Annotated in this window: 14 protein-coding genes and 2 tRNA genes; 9 read left to right on the top strand and 7 right to left on the bottom strand. The window is 38.1% G+C overall.

The features are described 5' to 3' along the window. The first annotated feature begins 202 nt into the window (after positions 1 to 202). Entirely contained in the window at positions 203 to 421 is a 219-nt protein-coding gene (gene cspD / locus QT16_RS17130; protein ID WP_002962500.1) for a cold shock domain-containing protein CspD, read from the top strand. 511 nt (positions 422 to 932) lie between these two features. Beyond that, positions 933 to 3,155 (top strand): NADP-dependent isocitrate dehydrogenase, encoded by a 2,223-nt coding sequence (locus QT16_RS17125; RefSeq protein ID WP_039489583.1) that lies wholly within the window; start codon positions 933 to 935, stop codon positions 3,153 to 3,155. Between the two features lie 461 nt (positions 3,156 to 3,616). Here the strand turns inward: QT16_RS17125 and QT16_RS17120 are convergent, their stop codons facing one another. The 4 genes from QT16_RS17120 to QT16_RS17105 form a co-directional block, all read right to left on the bottom strand. Continuing rightward, complete coding sequence (locus QT16_RS17120; RefSeq protein ID WP_039489581.1) at positions 3,617 to 4,864, bottom strand: amidohydrolase family protein; 1,248 nt, start codon at positions 4,862 to 4,864, stop codon at positions 3,617 to 3,619. A 12-nt stretch (positions 4,865 to 4,876) separates the two neighbouring features. Continuing rightward, a complete protein-coding gene (locus tag QT16_RS17115; RefSeq protein ID WP_002962503.1) occupies positions 4,877 to 6,259 on the bottom strand; it encodes an amidohydrolase in 1,383 nt (460 codons plus the stop codon). Between the two features lie 100 nt (positions 6,260 to 6,359). Next, positions 6,360 to 7,145, bottom strand: coding sequence for a hypothetical protein (locus QT16_RS17110; protein ID WP_002962505.1), 786 nt, complete (start codon positions 7,143 to 7,145; stop codon positions 6,360 to 6,362). Positions 7,146 to 7,369: 224 nt separating this feature from the next. Further along, entirely contained in the window at positions 7,370 to 8,062 is a 693-nt protein-coding gene (locus QT16_RS17105; RefSeq protein ID WP_024603971.1) for a hypothetical protein, read from the bottom strand. Between the two features lie 124 nt (positions 8,063 to 8,186). On the opposite strand from QT16_RS17105, the gene QT16_RS17100 reads away from it, so the two are divergent. Then, the gene (locus QT16_RS17100) at positions 8,187 to 9,059 is read left to right on the top strand and encodes a fructosamine kinase family protein (protein WP_002962507.1); all 873 of its coding nucleotides are present in this window, start codon (positions 8,187 to 8,189) and stop codon (positions 9,057 to 9,059) included. Positions 9,060 to 9,162: 103 nt separating this feature from the next. Next, positions 9,163 to 9,366 (top strand): CPXCG motif-containing cysteine-rich protein, encoded by a 204-nt coding sequence (locus QT16_RS17095; protein ID WP_002962509.1) that lies wholly within the window; start codon positions 9,163 to 9,165, stop codon positions 9,364 to 9,366. Position 9,367: 1 nt separating this feature from the next. Here QT16_RS17095 and QT16_RS17090 read toward each other — a convergent pair whose 3' ends face one another. Further along, a complete protein-coding gene (locus tag QT16_RS17090; protein WP_024603969.1) occupies positions 9,368 to 9,994 on the bottom strand; it encodes a riboflavin synthase in 627 nt (208 codons plus the stop codon). A 128-nt stretch (positions 9,995 to 10,122) separates the two neighbouring features. Between QT16_RS17090 and QT16_RS17085 the strand changes: the two genes are divergently transcribed. The 4 genes from QT16_RS17085 to QT16_RS17070 all read left to right on the top strand — a co-directional run bounded on the left by QT16_RS17085 (position 10,123) and on the right by QT16_RS17070 (position 13,001). After that, positions 10,123 to 11,493: an MATE family efflux transporter gene (locus tag QT16_RS17085; protein WP_039489577.1), complete on the top strand. Its 1,371-nt coding sequence runs from the start codon at positions 10,123 to 10,125 to the stop codon at positions 11,491 to 11,493. Further along, complete coding sequence (locus QT16_RS17080) at positions 11,456 to 12,520, top strand: DUF3080 family protein (RefSeq protein WP_039489575.1); 1,065 nt, start codon at positions 11,456 to 11,458, stop codon at positions 12,518 to 12,520. The genes QT16_RS17085 and QT16_RS17080 overlap by 38 nt, the downstream gene beginning before the upstream one ends. A gap of 113 nt (positions 12,521 to 12,633) precedes the next feature. Further along, positions 12,634 to 12,710 (top strand) — tRNA-Val (locus QT16_RS17075). A gap of 214 nt (positions 12,711 to 12,924) precedes the next feature. Then, positions 12,925 to 13,001 (top strand) — tRNA-Val (locus QT16_RS17070). A 452-nt stretch (positions 13,002 to 13,453) separates the two neighbouring features. Here the strand turns inward: QT16_RS17070 and QT16_RS17065 are convergent. After that, positions 13,454 to 14,164 carry a Crp/Fnr family transcriptional regulator gene (locus tag QT16_RS17065; RefSeq protein WP_039489574.1) on the bottom strand — a complete coding sequence of 237 codons (711 nt, stop codon included), beginning with the start codon at positions 14,162 to 14,164 and terminating at the stop codon, positions 13,454 to 13,456. A 670-nt stretch (positions 14,165 to 14,834) separates the two neighbouring features. Between QT16_RS17065 and QT16_RS17060 the strand changes: the two genes are divergently transcribed. Further along, entirely contained in the window at positions 14,835 to 15,038 is a 204-nt protein-coding gene (locus QT16_RS17060; RefSeq protein ID WP_039489572.1) for a hypothetical protein, read from the top strand. Positions 15,039 to 15,132: 94 nt separating this feature from the next. On the opposite strand, the gene QT16_RS17055 is transcribed toward QT16_RS17060, so the two are convergent. Then, on the bottom strand, positions 15,133 to 15,591 hold the full coding sequence (locus QT16_RS17055; protein ID WP_039489570.1) for a hypothetical protein: 459 nt from the start codon (positions 15,589 to 15,591) through the stop codon (positions 15,133 to 15,135). Between the last annotated feature and the right edge of the window lie 16 nt (positions 15,592 to 15,607).

Genomic DNA, 15,607 nt, shown 5'->3' with positions numbered 1-15,607 from the left:
CATAATTAAATATAGTCTTGTCTTTGTAACTCAAGCAAACTTGAATAAAAAATAAATAAAATGTTAAAAAATAACTCAAAACACTTGACTGGTTGGCTAAATAAACTACAGTCAAACATAGATTGATTAAACCTTAGTCAGTCTAGCAAATTATACGGTTTAGAATAACTAAATTAGTCAACTTATTGAAGGATGTAGAAGTATGGCTTGTGGTAAAGTTAAATGGTTCAACAACGCCAAAGGTTTTGGTTTCATCGTAGAAGACGGCTGCGAGAATGATATCTTCGCTCATTACTCAACAATTGTAATGGACGGCTATAAAACGCTTAAAGCTGGTCAAGATGTAACATTCGAATTAGAACAAGGGCCTAAAGGCCTACACGCTAAAAATATTGCCCCAGATGGTGACATTATTGAGTGACGATTGTTTTGTTCGACTAAAGCGAGCGACCTTTTAAGATCCTCGCTTAATTCCTTAAGCATACTAACTTATCTCTTCTTCCCTTATTTATTGCCTCTTTTCATTCAAATTCAACCCTTTTCCTTGAATTTATTTTATATACCCCAATGTTCTAAGAGTTGATTGTTTAACTGCTTATTGGGCATGCTCAAACTCTAGCCCTTTTTATTTAAGCTTGTTACACTCTTGGTGCTAAAAATTGCGCATAACACCTTATCGCCTCTTTTATATGTACTAGGCTAAAGGCTGATTTATTTTTGTTAATTTTTTAGCTATAAATACGATTCCAGTTCGTCAGGTGTGACTATTCTGCTTTTATAAAAGAGCAACGCTGAGTACCAACACCTAACAAACTATTCATTACGAGCGTACGTGTTCATTAACTTGTTTAATAATATGTACTCACTCATAAGTAATGATTTTCTTTGCATTGTTGAATAAGACCTTATCGGTCGACTATCTAGGAATGATGATGACATCAAAAATTATCTATACAAAAACGGACGAAGCTCCGGCACTAGCAACTTATTCGTTGCTACCGATCATCCAAGCATATACAAATGCGGCCGGTGTTGAAGTTGAAACTCGCGACATTTCATTAGCAGGTCGTGTAATTGCTAGCTTCCCTGATTATTTAACAGAAGAACAACGCATTGGTGATGCACTTGCTGAACTTGGCGAGCTTGCTAAAACACCAGAAGCAAACATCATCAAATTACCAAACATCAGTGCATCTGTACCACAGCTTCGCGCTGTAATTAAAGAGCTTCAAGCAAAAGGTTACGCTCTTCCAGAATACCCTGTTGAACCTAAAAATGATGAAGAAAAAGCAATTCAAGCGGCTTACGACAAAATTAAAGGCAGTGCAGTAAACCCTGTACTACGTGAAGGTAACTCAGATCGTCGCGCGCCAGGCTCTGTAAAAGAATATGCACGTAACAACCCACATTCAATGGGTGCGTGGAGCAAAGATTCTCAGTCTTACGTTGCAAGTATGAGCGAAGGCGATTTCTTCGGTTCAGAAAAATCAGTAACTGTTGATACAGCCACTGATGTGCGTATTGAACATGTTGCAACTAACGGTGACGTTACTGTTCTTAAACAAAGCACACCTCTTTTAGCTGGCGAAGTTATTGATGCATCAAGCATTAGCGCTTCTAAGCTTCAAGCTTTCTTAGCTGCAGAAATTGACGCTGCTAAAGAAAAAGGTGTTTTGTTCTCGCTTCACATGAAAGCGACAATGATGAAAGTATCTGATCCAATCATCTTCGGTCACGCTGTAAAAGTATTCTACAAAGATGTATTTGCTAAACACGGTGAGCTTTTTGAAGAGCTAGGTGTTGATGTAAATAATGGTTTAGGCGACGTATATTCTAAAATTCAAACATTAGACGATGCTAAGCGCGAAGAAATCGAAGCAGACATTCAAGCTGTTTACGCTAACCGCCCTGCTATTGCTATGGTTGATTCTGACCGTGGTATTACAAACTTACACGTACCAAGTGACGTGATCATCGATGCATCTATGCCTGCAGCAATCCGTTCAAGCGGTCAAATGTGGAATAACGATGGTAAATTACAAGACACTAGCTTTGTAATTCCTGATCGTTGTTACTCAAGTGTTTACCAAGCAACTATCGATTTTTGTAAAGAAAATGGCGCGTTTGATCCAACAACAATGGGTAGCGTTCCAAACGTTGGCCTTATGGCTCAAAAAGCTGAAGAATACGGTTCACACGACAAAACATTTGAAGCAAAAGCGGACGGTTCTATCCGTGTTGTTGATGCAAATGGTAATACATTACTTGAGCACAGTGTTGAGCAAGGCGATATCTGGCGTATGTGTCAGGTTAAAGACGCACCAATTCAAGATTGGGTTAAGCTTGCAGTAAATCGTGCACGCGCAACAGGCGTTCCAGCTATTTTCTGGTTAGACGAAAACCGTGCACATGATGCGCAGCTAATCAAAAAAGTAAATAAATACCTACCAGATCACGATACAGCTGGCCTAGATATTCAAATTTTATCACCGCTTGAAGCAACATTGTTCTCACTAGCGCGTATTAAAGAAGGTAAAGACACTATTTCTGTAACAGGTAACGTTTTACGTGATTACCTTACAGATTTATTCCCAATTTTAGAGTTGGGTACGAGTGCTAAAATGCTTTCAATTGTTCCACTTATGAACGGTGGTGGCTTATTTGAAACTGGCGCTGGTGGTTCTGCACCTAAGCATGTTCAACAATTCGAAAAAGAAAACCACTTACGTTGGGATTCTTTAGGTGAGTTTTTAGCACTTGCTGCATCACTTGAGCACTTAAGCGTAACTGCTGGTAACAACAAGGCACAAGTACTTGCTGATACCCTAGATAAAGCAACAGGTACGTTCCTTGCCGAAAACAAATCGCCTTCACGTAAAGTGAAAGAAATTGATAACCGTGGTTCTCATTTCTTCCTATCTTTATTCTGGGCACAAGAACTTGCTAAGCAAAATGATGACAGTGAACTTAAAGCACAGTTTACTCAAATCGCTAGCGACCTTGAGTCTAATAAAGAGCAAATCGTAAGTGAACTTAACGATGCGCAAGGCCCTGCAGTTGATTTAGGCGGTTACTTCCAGCCTAACGATGATGCAGCCTTTAAAGCGATGCGTCCAAGCACTACATTTAACGATATTCTTGCTAAATTAGTATAAATATCGGTTTAAATTTAAAAGCCGCTTACTTGCAAAAGTAAGCGGCTTTTTTATGTCTAATACCAATCTGCTTATATATGGGGTCTATTTAACGTTAAGAAAATTGCGCTAAAACCAGGCAAAAATTTTTGTATCTAGTTGTTCTAAATAAAAAATTTTTAACGACGTTATAGTGCAATTTAATTCGTTAAATTGATCAAAGATTTATGCAGGTTGGTATAAACTTTACAAAAAAAGGCCGCTATTTATAAAATAGCGGCCTTTGAATAATTAAATTTATTTATTTAATTAATTAATTATTTAATTATTTAGTATCATACCAATTCGCTTAATTAAGTGATCAACTTTGAGGCAAGAAAATCTTGTCGATAACAAGGCAAAAATTTCGTTATTTAGTTGCTCTATATCAGAAATTTTTAACGCAGTTACCGTCAGATTTAATCCCTCAAATTGATTAAGTATTATTGCGGGTTGGTATAAGCACGTGGCATTTTTGAATCTGTCGTATAGCGATCACGCAGTTTATCTTGACGAGATTGTGTAGATACCTCAACGCCATTAATAAACATTTTGCTCACATGGCTGCTTAGCTCAAACGGGTCATTACTCCATATTACTACATCAGCAGCTTTGCCTACTTCAAGGCTACCTGCATTAATGCCAAATACATCAGCAACGTTTGATGTAAGCGCTTTTAACGCACCTTCTTGGCTCATACCGTACGACACCGCATTACCAGCATCAAAACGCAGCTGATAAATATTGTGACTTGCATCACCACCTACCGTTAATAATACTTTAACGCCTGCTTTTTCAAGCACACTAGCATTATCTAAACTCGCATGAAGCGAATCAAAGCTTCCAGGTAAGCTATCCATTGCACTAATAATCACTGGAATATTTGCTTTAGCAACGCGCTCTTTTACTACAACAGCATCTTGCGCGCCGTTAAGTACTAGGTTAATACCAAATTGCTCTTTTACTTTAATTAGCTCAATAATATCCGCCGCACGCGAAACGCCAACCACTAATGGCATTTCACCACTGAGTACTTTTGCCATTACTTTATCTTCAGTACTTGGCTTGTCATCGTCTTTTTTCGCTTTTTTACCAGCTTTAGTTTTGTGCTCATCAAGCTTATTAATAAGTGTTTGCAAAGTAAAAGCACGTGAGCCTTTACTGCGCTCACCTAAGTAAACAATTAAAGCCGCTTGTTTTTGCATGTCGCTGTCAAAACTACCACTTAAATCAACAACACTGGCAAGGCCTGAAAAAATGCTATCGCCGCCATGAGGAGTAATTACATCGCGTGTTACACCGCCTTTACGAGCGTAAGGAATTAAGCTTGAATGTGCGTTGTAAGCAAGGCTTACATCAAAATCAATACCGGCTTTTTCTTCCCCTGCATCGCGAGAGCCTGCAACTGCACTTACTTCAACTAAACCAAGTTGATTAATACTTGCTATAAAGCCAGGGGTTACAATTTGGCCCTTTGCATCAATAATTTGATCTACTTTAATTTCAGCTGGGTTAATCGCTGTGATTTTACCATCTGTCATTACAATGCTTGCCGCTTCTAATACACCTTGATCAGAAGACGTATGCAATGTTGCATTAATAATTGCTAGCGATTGTGCGCTTACAGCACCAGATGCTAATAATCCTGCAGCAACCAGAGAAAGCGAAAACGAACGTGATAAATTTTTCATTCTGGGTGCTCCTTATTGTTGACCTAACATAAAATCACTTGTTGCTTGGTACGCGCTGTCGTTTCTATCGTAAACCTTTGCACCATCAACAAAAACTTGTTCAGCTTTAGCATAGACACTAAATGGGCTTTGATTCCAAATAACAACATCGCCCTGCTTACCCGCTTCTAGTGAACCTGTTTTGTCATCAATACCTAACGATTTAGCAGCGTTAGACGTGATCCATTTAATAGCGTGTTGCTCAGAAATATCAAAACCATTTTCGTTAGCTCGGTACATCACTTTGCCCGCTTCTTGGTTTAAACGCTGAATAGTAGTATCTGAATCTGAGTGAACAACTGCACACGAGTTTTTAACCGCATCAACAATAGCCACGTTTTCTTGAACCATGTCGTAGGCTTCCATTTTAAAGCCCCACCAGTCAGGCCAAAGTGCAGCACACGAACCATTTTGCGCAAGTAAGTCAGCAATTTTATATGCTTCTACACCGTGATGAAAAGTACCTGCGTGGTAACCAAATTCTTTTGACAGGTCAATCATCATTGCCATTTCTTCTGCTTTATAACAATGATTATGAATACGTACTTCGCCTTCAAGCACACCGCGTAGCGTATCGTGTTTAATATCACGTACTGGTGCTTCTGGGTTTAAACCGGCTTCATAATCGGCATCGTATTTATCCCATGCACGTTTGTACTCAGCGGCTTCAGCCCAGGCCATACGGTAACCAGCCATATTACCCATACGGGTTGAAGGCAATACACCTTGACGACCATAAACACGTTTAGGGTTTTCACCACACGCCATTTTTAAACCATACGGCGCCTCTGGAAATTTCATCCCTTGCATAGTGTGCGCTGGTACATTTTTAAGCGTAACGCCGCGTCCACCAAATAAGTTAGCTGAGCCTGGTAAAATTTGTAGAGAAGTAATGCCGCCTTCGCGTGCACGATTAAAGCCTGGATCTTGTGGCCAAACAGAATGCTCAACCCACACTTCTGCAGTGTTAGGGCTGGTCATTTCGTTACCATCTTGATGCGACTCGACTGACGGACTTGGGTATGCGCCTAAATGTGAATGTACGTCAATAATACCCGGTGTTACCCATTTCCCTTGTGCATCAATTGTAATATCAGCAGTGGCTGTTAAGTCTTTACCGACTTGTTGTACTTTACCATCAACAAGTAATACATCTGCCTCATCTAAACGCTCACCAGTACCTGTAAGTACTGTTGCATTTGTAATAAGAGTGCTTGATGTAGAAAGTGGCTGATAAGTACTTGGGTAAGGATTTTTGTTAATTGTTATTTTATCGTCTTGTGGGCCGTTTTCTTGGCAGCCTACAAGTGCAGCAGCTAAGCCAACCGCTAATAAAGAAGGTGCAAATTTTTGCATGTTGTTTGGATCTCCTGTTTTTTTGCTACTTTAGCGAAACCTAAAGGATAAAGCCAAAAAAACAGGTGAAAACGCAGTTAATTAAGATGAATTTCTGTAATTATTTCTTTATATAATTGTTATATAGCTTTTCAAGCGCACCTTCGGTGGTAAGCGAGGGATCTTTACTAATAAAGTGCTTAACCGTACGCGTTACAAAATCAGAGTTTTGCTTGTGTAGCTTAGAAAAATCTTTAATAAGTGTATTACCATCTTTAGCCGCAGTAACTTTGTCATGACGATGACGATACTGGCTCAATGCTTTATTAAAATCGCCTTGATAGTCTTCAACCAAAATTTTATAAAAGTCGCTTTTTTGAACATTTAAATCGTTAATACAGTAATTTAGCGCCTCTTTAAAGTCGGTAAATATCATGCCTTCTACATCAAACTCTTTTGTTTTTTCGCGCACTGCTACTTTGGCATCTTCTGTGGCATAGCTAAAACCCGTAAAGGCTAAACGCTCAGCGGCTTCTTTGCCTAATTTCATACCCGCTTGAATACTATGGGCAAACTCGTCGCTCATGTCGCCAAGTTCGCTTTCTTCCCACATGTTATAAACGCGCAATGGTTTAGCATATTTATTTGAGAGCTTTTTTTTAAGCTTGGTAAAGCGCTCATCAATCGTCATCAGTCTTTCGTTATGTAAAAGTGCATGGCACTCATAACACGCAGGGATTGAGATAAAGTCAGCCTCTTCACCTAAATCAACGATACTTTGTAGCATATGCAGTGGCGGACAATGATCGCGCTCTGTCGCTTCGCAGCCACAATAAAAACACTGATTAAAATGCTGCTGATCGCACGCATATGCTTGCTGATAATAACTGGCTAACGTTTTGCTCACCGTTGCTCCTAAAAAACACGACTAAATTATGGAGGCGATAATAACAGCCTGAAAAAATAAGTTATACCAATTGCATTAAATTAGTGCTCTATTATTTCGCTAAAAAGTAGTGCAATAACAGGCACAAATAAAAACGTGTAGTTATTCTATACAAATAATTTTTAACGCAGAAAGTACACTATTTAATGCAATAGAATGATTATGTTTTTTATTAGTCGCTAGATTTAAATAACGGCCGCTATTAAACCAAATAAACCACCAAACACACCGCCCCATACTACAAGCCAGCCTAGATGCTCGCGGATCATGGTCTGAATAATCTCTTTAACCATTTTAGGAGTAAGCTCATCTAAGCGCTCATCAACTAGTTTAAGCACCGTTTTATGTAGGCTTTCTGCGCTATTACCTTGTGAAAGTGTTTGGCTTACTAATGCTTTAAAGTCGTCAGTTTGAGAAATCTCACTAAGCGACAATTGCATTTTTTCAATAAACTTTTCACGCATCGGCTCTATTGCCGCTGTACCGCCAAACATTCCTAGCATACTACCAAACTGAGACTGCTCTATTACCTCTAACAAATTGTCGAATGCAGGGTTTAAATCAACATTGCTAATTATTGGCTCAAAGTCGATATTGGGCTGTGCTTTATTGAGTAAATTATTAATTTTTTGCTCTGAAAAAAACTCCGTTAATATTAAGTTTCGTATAGCGACTTTAAAGCTTTCAAACTTAAGCGCTATAACACCTGAACCATATAAAAACGGGACTTTTTCGAATAACATATGAATAGCTAATAAATTAGTTACCGCGCCAGAAAGTGCAAATAAACCAACAGACAACACAATTGCTTGGTTAAACATAAAACCTACAACAACACATAAACCCGCTAGCAAATTGGTTATTAAACTTTTGTTCATTTTAACTCCACTACAGTAAGTGTAATTTTATTCAATATAGCCGTTAATTTTACAACGTTTAGATTGTTAAATTAATACCTTTTTGCCATAGTTTAAGTATCTGTTTAAAAGGCGAGCAATTGTTATGTGGAAAACAGTAAATGAGCACATCAGCCAAGCCATTAATTTTGACTTTAAGCACACCTACAAACGCCAATTACAAAGTACAAACACCGACAAACTATTTCATATTACCAATGGTACGCATAACTACTTCGTTAAAATAGCACTAAAAAGCGAACTCGAACGTTTAGAAAGTGAATTTATTGGCTTAAAGCTTTTGGCGCAAAATAGTAATTTTAAAGTACCTGAATGTATTACAACTGGTGCAAATATAGAGTTTTCGTTTATTGTTTTACAATGGCTTGTTTTAGACAAACAACCCCACGACACGTGGACTAATATGGGGCGTAACCTCGCTAAAATGCATCAAAAACATGACCAAGCTATGTTTGGTTTTGATGTAGATAATTATCTAGCCACAACCATACAGCCAAACCGCTGGCACAAAAAGTGGGATGTATTTTACGCCGAAGAGCGTATAGGGTGGCAGTTACAACTACTCGCTGAAAAAGGCATTAGCTTTATTGAGCCCGAACGCTTAATTAATACCGTAAAAGAGCAACTACATAGCCATCAAGTAAAACCTTCATTACTGCATGGCGATTTTTGGCGTGGCAATATGGGATTTTTAAAAGCAGAACCAACAATATTTAACCCGGCTTGTTATTATGGTGATCGGGAAGTGGATATTGCAATGAGCGAACTATTTGCCCCACTGCCTAAAGACTTTTATAGCGCCTATAACGCGCACTACCCGCTTTCTCAAAATTACGAAAAACGTAAGTTAATATACCAGCTATACCCCATTTTAAATCATGCCAACATCTTTGCCGGTCACTATCTTACTGAAGCTAAACAACATATAGAAAAGCTGGTATTTGAAGATATAAAATAAGTGTCATAAGCTGCATTTCAGCACTATATTTAATGAGTAAGTAGACGTTCATCTGTAAGCGATTAAGTTGAACCTAACTTAATTATTTATAACTGGAGTGATTATGAAAGATTTTTTATCACAACGAATAACGTGCCCACACTGTGGACACCACATACATCTAGACTTAGACGCAAGCAGCGGCGATCAAGACTATATAGAAGATTGCACTGCCTGCTGTAACCCAATTCATTTAAATATGCATATAGACCATGCTAATAATAAATTGGAGCTACACGTAGACAGTGACGACGAACAAATATTTTAACTTAAGCCTGATGGCGTAAGTAGTTCTCTACCGTATTTACAATAGTGTAAGTTTGCTGATCAACTTCAATATTAAACTTGTCACCCACTTGCGCTGCACCAATGTTTGTAATGGCGAGCGTTTCCGGAATGAGGTGTATCCAAAAACCTTGTTCATCAACTTCGCCTACGGTTAAGCTTGCGCCATTTATAGCAACAAAGCCTTTATATAACACGTACTTTTGCCACTCTTTTGGCAAGCTGAGTTGTATTTTGCAGTTATTCTCAAGCTTCACTATTTGAGAGATTTGTGACGTACAATGAATATGCCCAGACACTATATGCCCACCTAGCTCAGTACCAAACGTAACAGAGCGTTCGTAATTTACTAAACTACCTAGCTCAAGCAGGCCTAAATTAGTTAACTTTAGGGTTTCGTCAATCACATCAAAATGCACTTGCGCCACCACATCATGATTACTTAGCTCAACTTGCACAACCGTTAAACAACAGCCATTAATAGCAATGCTTGCGCCTAAATCTAAATGCTTAACGTACTCATCGCTCACCGATACAACTAAGCGTAACACACCATCAGCTTGAGTTTTAGAGACCACTGTTGCTTGTGTTTGCACTATTCCTGTAAACATAAAATCACTTAAAATTATTACAAAGTGCTAGTTTAACGTATCAACTCATAAAATCATTCACTACTGTGATTTTTATTTGAAACGCAATAGATTACAATTGCCGCCTGTTTTATTTAATAGCTTTTTTTATGACCTTTTGCAATTGGGAAGCCAAGCGTTTACTTTCCCTAGCCTTACCTGTTTTTTTAGCACAAGTTACACTTATTTTAATGTCGGTAGTCGACACAATTATGGCCGGCCAAGTTAGCCCTACTGACTTAGCTGCACTTTCTATTGCAACAGGAATATGGAACCCATTATTACTTGCTCTGCAAGGTATTTTATTAGCGCTTACTGGTATTATTGCGCAGTTTTCGGGCAGCGATGACCGCAAAGGCATTAGCCACTATTTTCAACAAGCGCTTTATTTAACCGCTATTTTAAGCTTTACAGGTTTTGGTATTGCCCATTTAGCAGATGCCATTATTTTAAAGCTCGATACAACGCCTGCTATTGCAAACCTTGCCATTGACTACATCCACTTTGTGAAATGGGGTGTGTTTGGATTTTTAATTTTTACAGTATACAGAAACGTTACCGAAGGCATGGGGATGACCAAACCCGCTTTTTACATAAGCCTATTAGGTTTAGCCGTTAATATTCCAGTAAATTATATTTTCATAAATGGCTTATTTGGTTTTCCTGCTTATGGCGGCGCAGGATGTGGCATTGCCACAGCAATTGTTTTAACTGTTATGGCAATAGCACAAGTTACTTACTGCCAAATGAGTAAAAAGGTAGATGCTAAAGGCCTGCTTTCATCATTCGAAAAACCTAATTTCACTACCATTGGTATTATTACTAAGCTAGGTATACCAATTTCACTTGCCACCTTTTTTGAAGTCACTTTATTTGCGTGTATACCGCTATTTATAGCGCATTTAGGTGCAGTGGCTGTATCGGGGCATCAAATAGCAGCGAGTGTAACTACATTGCTGTTTATGATGCCGCTGAGCCTCTCTATCGCTATAAGTATTCGTATTGGTAATCTATATGGTCAAAATAATTTACAGCAGTTAAAAGTTGCCGTATCGACTAGTTACATATTAGCTATTGTAATTGCACTATTTTTGGCACTTATGACTTTTACAGGTCGTGATTTAATTAGCCAACTTTATACCGACAGTCCCGCTGTAATGGCTCTAGCTTCATCAATTATGATACTAGCGTGTGTCTACCAGTTACCCGATGCATTACAGGTTGCTGCAAATGGCATGCTTCGTGGGTTAAAATACACCACGCCTATATCGTATATTACGTTTATATCGTATTGGTTAATCGGCTTTTGTTTAGGTTACGTATTGGCAAGAACAGACATAATTGTGCCAGCTATGGGGCCGCATGGCTTTTGGGTTGGAATAATAGTAGGCCTTAGTGTCGCTGCTATTTTATTAATGCTAACAGTAAGAAAGCGTCTAAAATATGAATTTGCTAACAGTGATTCACTCAATCAAAACTAATAAGCTCAGCCTTAAATCATTACCAGCTGCTTTGTTGGTAATGTGTTTTTTAATGCTTACTGGCTGCAACAAACCACAAAGTAGTGTAAACGCTACTTATATTGAACGCTTAAGTAGCACAGTTAATGCAAGTCCAACACAGCCTACGCCGCTCAAGCAACTCCCTTTACTGCAGCCTCCCCCAATAGCACAAAGTGACTTAACACTGAGTATTGTTGAGCTTGCAGGCATTAGCCAATGTAAGCTTAACGTACTTATAAGTGAGCACAACAACCAATTAGGAAAAACAGCCAGCGCTGCTGGGCAATTAAAATATCAAATAAACTTTATTAAAAGTGCGCAGGTTTGCTTAAATACGCTTGATAAAAATAGCCCTAGTTACACAAAAATACTCGCAGCCAAAAACTATAAAGAAACACACCTAATGTACTTTTTTAATACCATGTTATTTAATGAACCTGAGTTAAATCGTACCTGGCAACTCACCTCAAACGAGCTCACTACTGAACCCGCTGGTTTTAGCGATACCGTATTTGCGCTAAAGCAACTTGTACTCATTAAGCAGCAAATTAAGGCTAAAGAATTTAGTACAATTAATAGCGACTCTATTTTTAGCGCACTCGAGCAGCTTAATAAATTTCAATTTAACCAAGCACTCATTCAATCAGTCCGTATGCAGGTCGTGTTAAATAACAACGCCACACAGTTTGTAAAAACACTAAACTTTAATACGCTGTGCCCAGAGGATAAAAATAATAAAAACGCAAAAATCATAAGCAACGTATTTCAAAAGTTTTACCTAAAAGAAATTCAGCCCTATCAAGCGCAATTAACTGGTTATCTAGAGGTACTACAACCGCTTTATAACGAGCTTTGGTTTAACGAAAGTATCTCAAGCCCTCAAATTAATAACTTAGTCAAAACGGGCTCGACAAGTAACTTACTGAACTTACTTAAAAGCTCAGCTAAAAAACATGTGGTTTGGTGGCAAGGTTTTTATAAAACGTGTGAAATAAGCCCAATATGAATAAAAAAACGGCAAATAAACTCAAAAACAACAAACTTGCTTGATTCACCAACCGCCACGCTATATATTAGCCGCCGTTGTTAAGCAATTAACACTTACTTAAATAAAGTAATACGACTGTAGCTCAGTTGGTTAGAGCACTACCTTGACATGGTAGGGGTCGGTGGTTCGAATCCACTCAGTCGTACCAACATTAATGAAACGTATAATTGAAGGAAAGAGCACTACCTACTCTTGACCACCCGGTCCAAGGGTCAGTAGTTCGAATCCACTCAGTCGTACCAACATTTAAAAAAGTATAATTAAAGGAAAAAGCACTACCTACTCTTGATCACCCGGTCCAAGGGTCAGTAGTTCGAATCCATTTAGTCGTACCAACATTTAAGTAAAACCTCAAAAATTGTACGACTGTAGCTCAGTTGGTTAGAGCACTACCTTGACATGGTAGGGGTCGGTGGTTCGAATCCACTCAGTCGTACCAACATTTAAGTAAAATAAATAAAGTACATTTGAAAGAAAAAGCACTACCCGCTCTTGATCACCCGGTCCAATGGCCTGCAGTTCGAATCCACTCAGTCGTACCACTTCAAAGTAATGATAAAACCTAAAAATCTAAAAAAAGCACTACCCACTCTTGATCACCCGGTCCAATGGCCAGTAGTTCCAATCCACTCAGTCGTACCACTTCAAAGTAATAAAAAAACCGAAGAAAGAGCACTCCCTAGCTTACAAATTTACCACTTTGCAATTGAAGATTAAGTGACCAGTAACCTAAACTTGTTCGTGTCATTTAATAAATTTATTTTAGAGCCCAGGCTCAGTGAACAACTTGCTAGGCTGTGTTTTTTGAAGCTATTACTGAATTTTATTTTTATGTAAATTAGCTTACTAGATACCAGAATATATTAACTGATAATTGATGGTTCTTTCGTGTTAGGTTTTTTTTTCCATATAAGACTCCAACCTGTCTGCTTCTCTTTTTACAACCTCATAGCACTCGCAAGACTGGGACTCTAACTGAGGTCGGTCTATCACACTAATATGACCACGTTTATAAGTGATAACACCTAGTTTTTGTAGTTTACCTGCGGCCTCAGTTACCCCTTCACGTCTTACGCCTAACATATTTGCTATTAGCTCTTGAGTCATTATTAAATTGTTACTCGGTAAACGGTCAATCGATAGCAAAAGCCAGCGGCTTAGTTGCTGCACTATACTATGATGACGATTACAAACTGCGGTTTGCGCCGTTTGGGTAATTAATGATTGCGTGTAACGTAACATGAGCATACGCATATCAGGCTCGCTGTTAAACTGCCTGCGTAATTCACAAGCGGGTAAGCGATAAGCGGTACCAGCACTTTGCACAATAGCCCGATTAGGGGTGCTTTCTCCCCCCATAAATACAGCTATACCTACAACCCCTTCATTACCAATAACTGATACTTCAGCAGATGAGCCATCAATCATCACATACAATAATGAAACAATACTATCTATTGGAAAATAAACGTAATCGAGCTTTTCACTTGTTTCATAAATAACTTCTCCAAGGGATAAATTGACTCGCTGTAAAAGCGGAAACATGCGGTGTTGTGCATCAGTAGTTAAAGCATTAAGCAGTGTGTTCTTCAATTGACCCATCGAGTGTGAATTTCCTTTTTATATGCCCAACTTATAACTAATGAAACCTCAAAGTAATGGCTTAAAAGCATGTAAGTCAGGATATTTTAATAATAAACTTGAATTTGTTTATACAATTGGGCGCTAGAAATGAAAGGTCGTTGCTTTTTGATAATAAAAATTGTTCTATTTTTATTAAAGAATTTTAAGGTGCCTTTTTACGCTTATTCACTTTTAATATAAGCCGACACCCCCGCTGTGCTTCACTGAAATAATAAAATATTCAATACAACAAGGCGAATATGTACGCTAACACACATAGTTTAAATTTATCTGCCTTTAGTTAATATATATCCATAATGATTGATGGAGATTAAAGATAATCTACACCACAATATAGCGACAACTCCCTGTTATAAAAAAAAATCGAACACTACTATTAGACTATGTGGGTTGACGAACCGACCATTAACGTTGCTTGATATATGTTGATGTATGTATTCAGCAATAAGATAAACTTTATGAACATTTTTAATGGTGCGCTATTGATTCAGTAGGTGTAAAGTTGGTCCAGCTAACAATGAGCGCTCTAAGCAAACAATGTCGTCTTGGTACCAGCATTTAGTCGATAGCGATGATAAATTAATCCAATTACTCGCTACACCTTGCATCACAACAAACGGGACTTATTATGACTAATGAAATTAAACACTCAATCGCAAACTTTGCAGCCTTAGAAACTTCAATAGCAAATGGGGAAGAACAATCGGTAAAAGAATTATTAGCAGATCAGTCAATGCAAGAGCTAGAAAAAAGCTACCTATTAGACTTAGCTAAACTCGGTAATAACAGCGCTATCATAAAGCTATTAAATGATATTCCAGTAACAAAATAAATTTAACTGGTTGCTCTATAGTACAAGAAATTAGCTAAGCATATTTTTGGTCAAACTGACATTTTGCAGAAATATTGCCAGTTCAATCAGTCGATTACATATCTGAAAATCGGTTAGCCGATTGCACAATTCTTTTGATCTCATTTTCTTCAATATCTTTTATTGTATCAAGCAACGTTTTTGCGCTTTCGATATCTACACGAGAATATATATGAATGTATAACTCAATAACTTGTTCATGATGGTTTACTATTTTATCCATAATGTCTGAGATATCTAGCTCTTCAAAGAGTGAGTTGCAATCAACGCGCTCAATAATTGAGTGCTTTTCGATGTAATCAAAACACCAGGTGTTTAGCGCTTTTACGTCTGCCGTATTTTCAAATCCTTGTACAATATTCTCTAAACTCTCCTCATGCTCAGATAGGTAGCGAAGCATCATTCGTGCTCCCTCATCCTTATTTTGTTCAGAGCTCTGGTTTAGGCTATCTTTTAAGTTTTTGTGAAATAAAACGGTCCAATTGAGTACATCTCGAATTGTTTCAATTTGCATTTATTGCTCCTAAGTT

The sequence above is a fragment of the Pseudoalteromonas distincta genome (assembly GCF_000814675.1).
Taxonomy (GTDB): Bacteria; Pseudomonadota; Gammaproteobacteria; order Enterobacterales; family Alteromonadaceae; genus Pseudoalteromonas; species Pseudoalteromonas distincta.
Note: the sequence above shows the minus strand (reverse complement) of the source record. Positions and strands in the feature narration are given on the sequence as shown.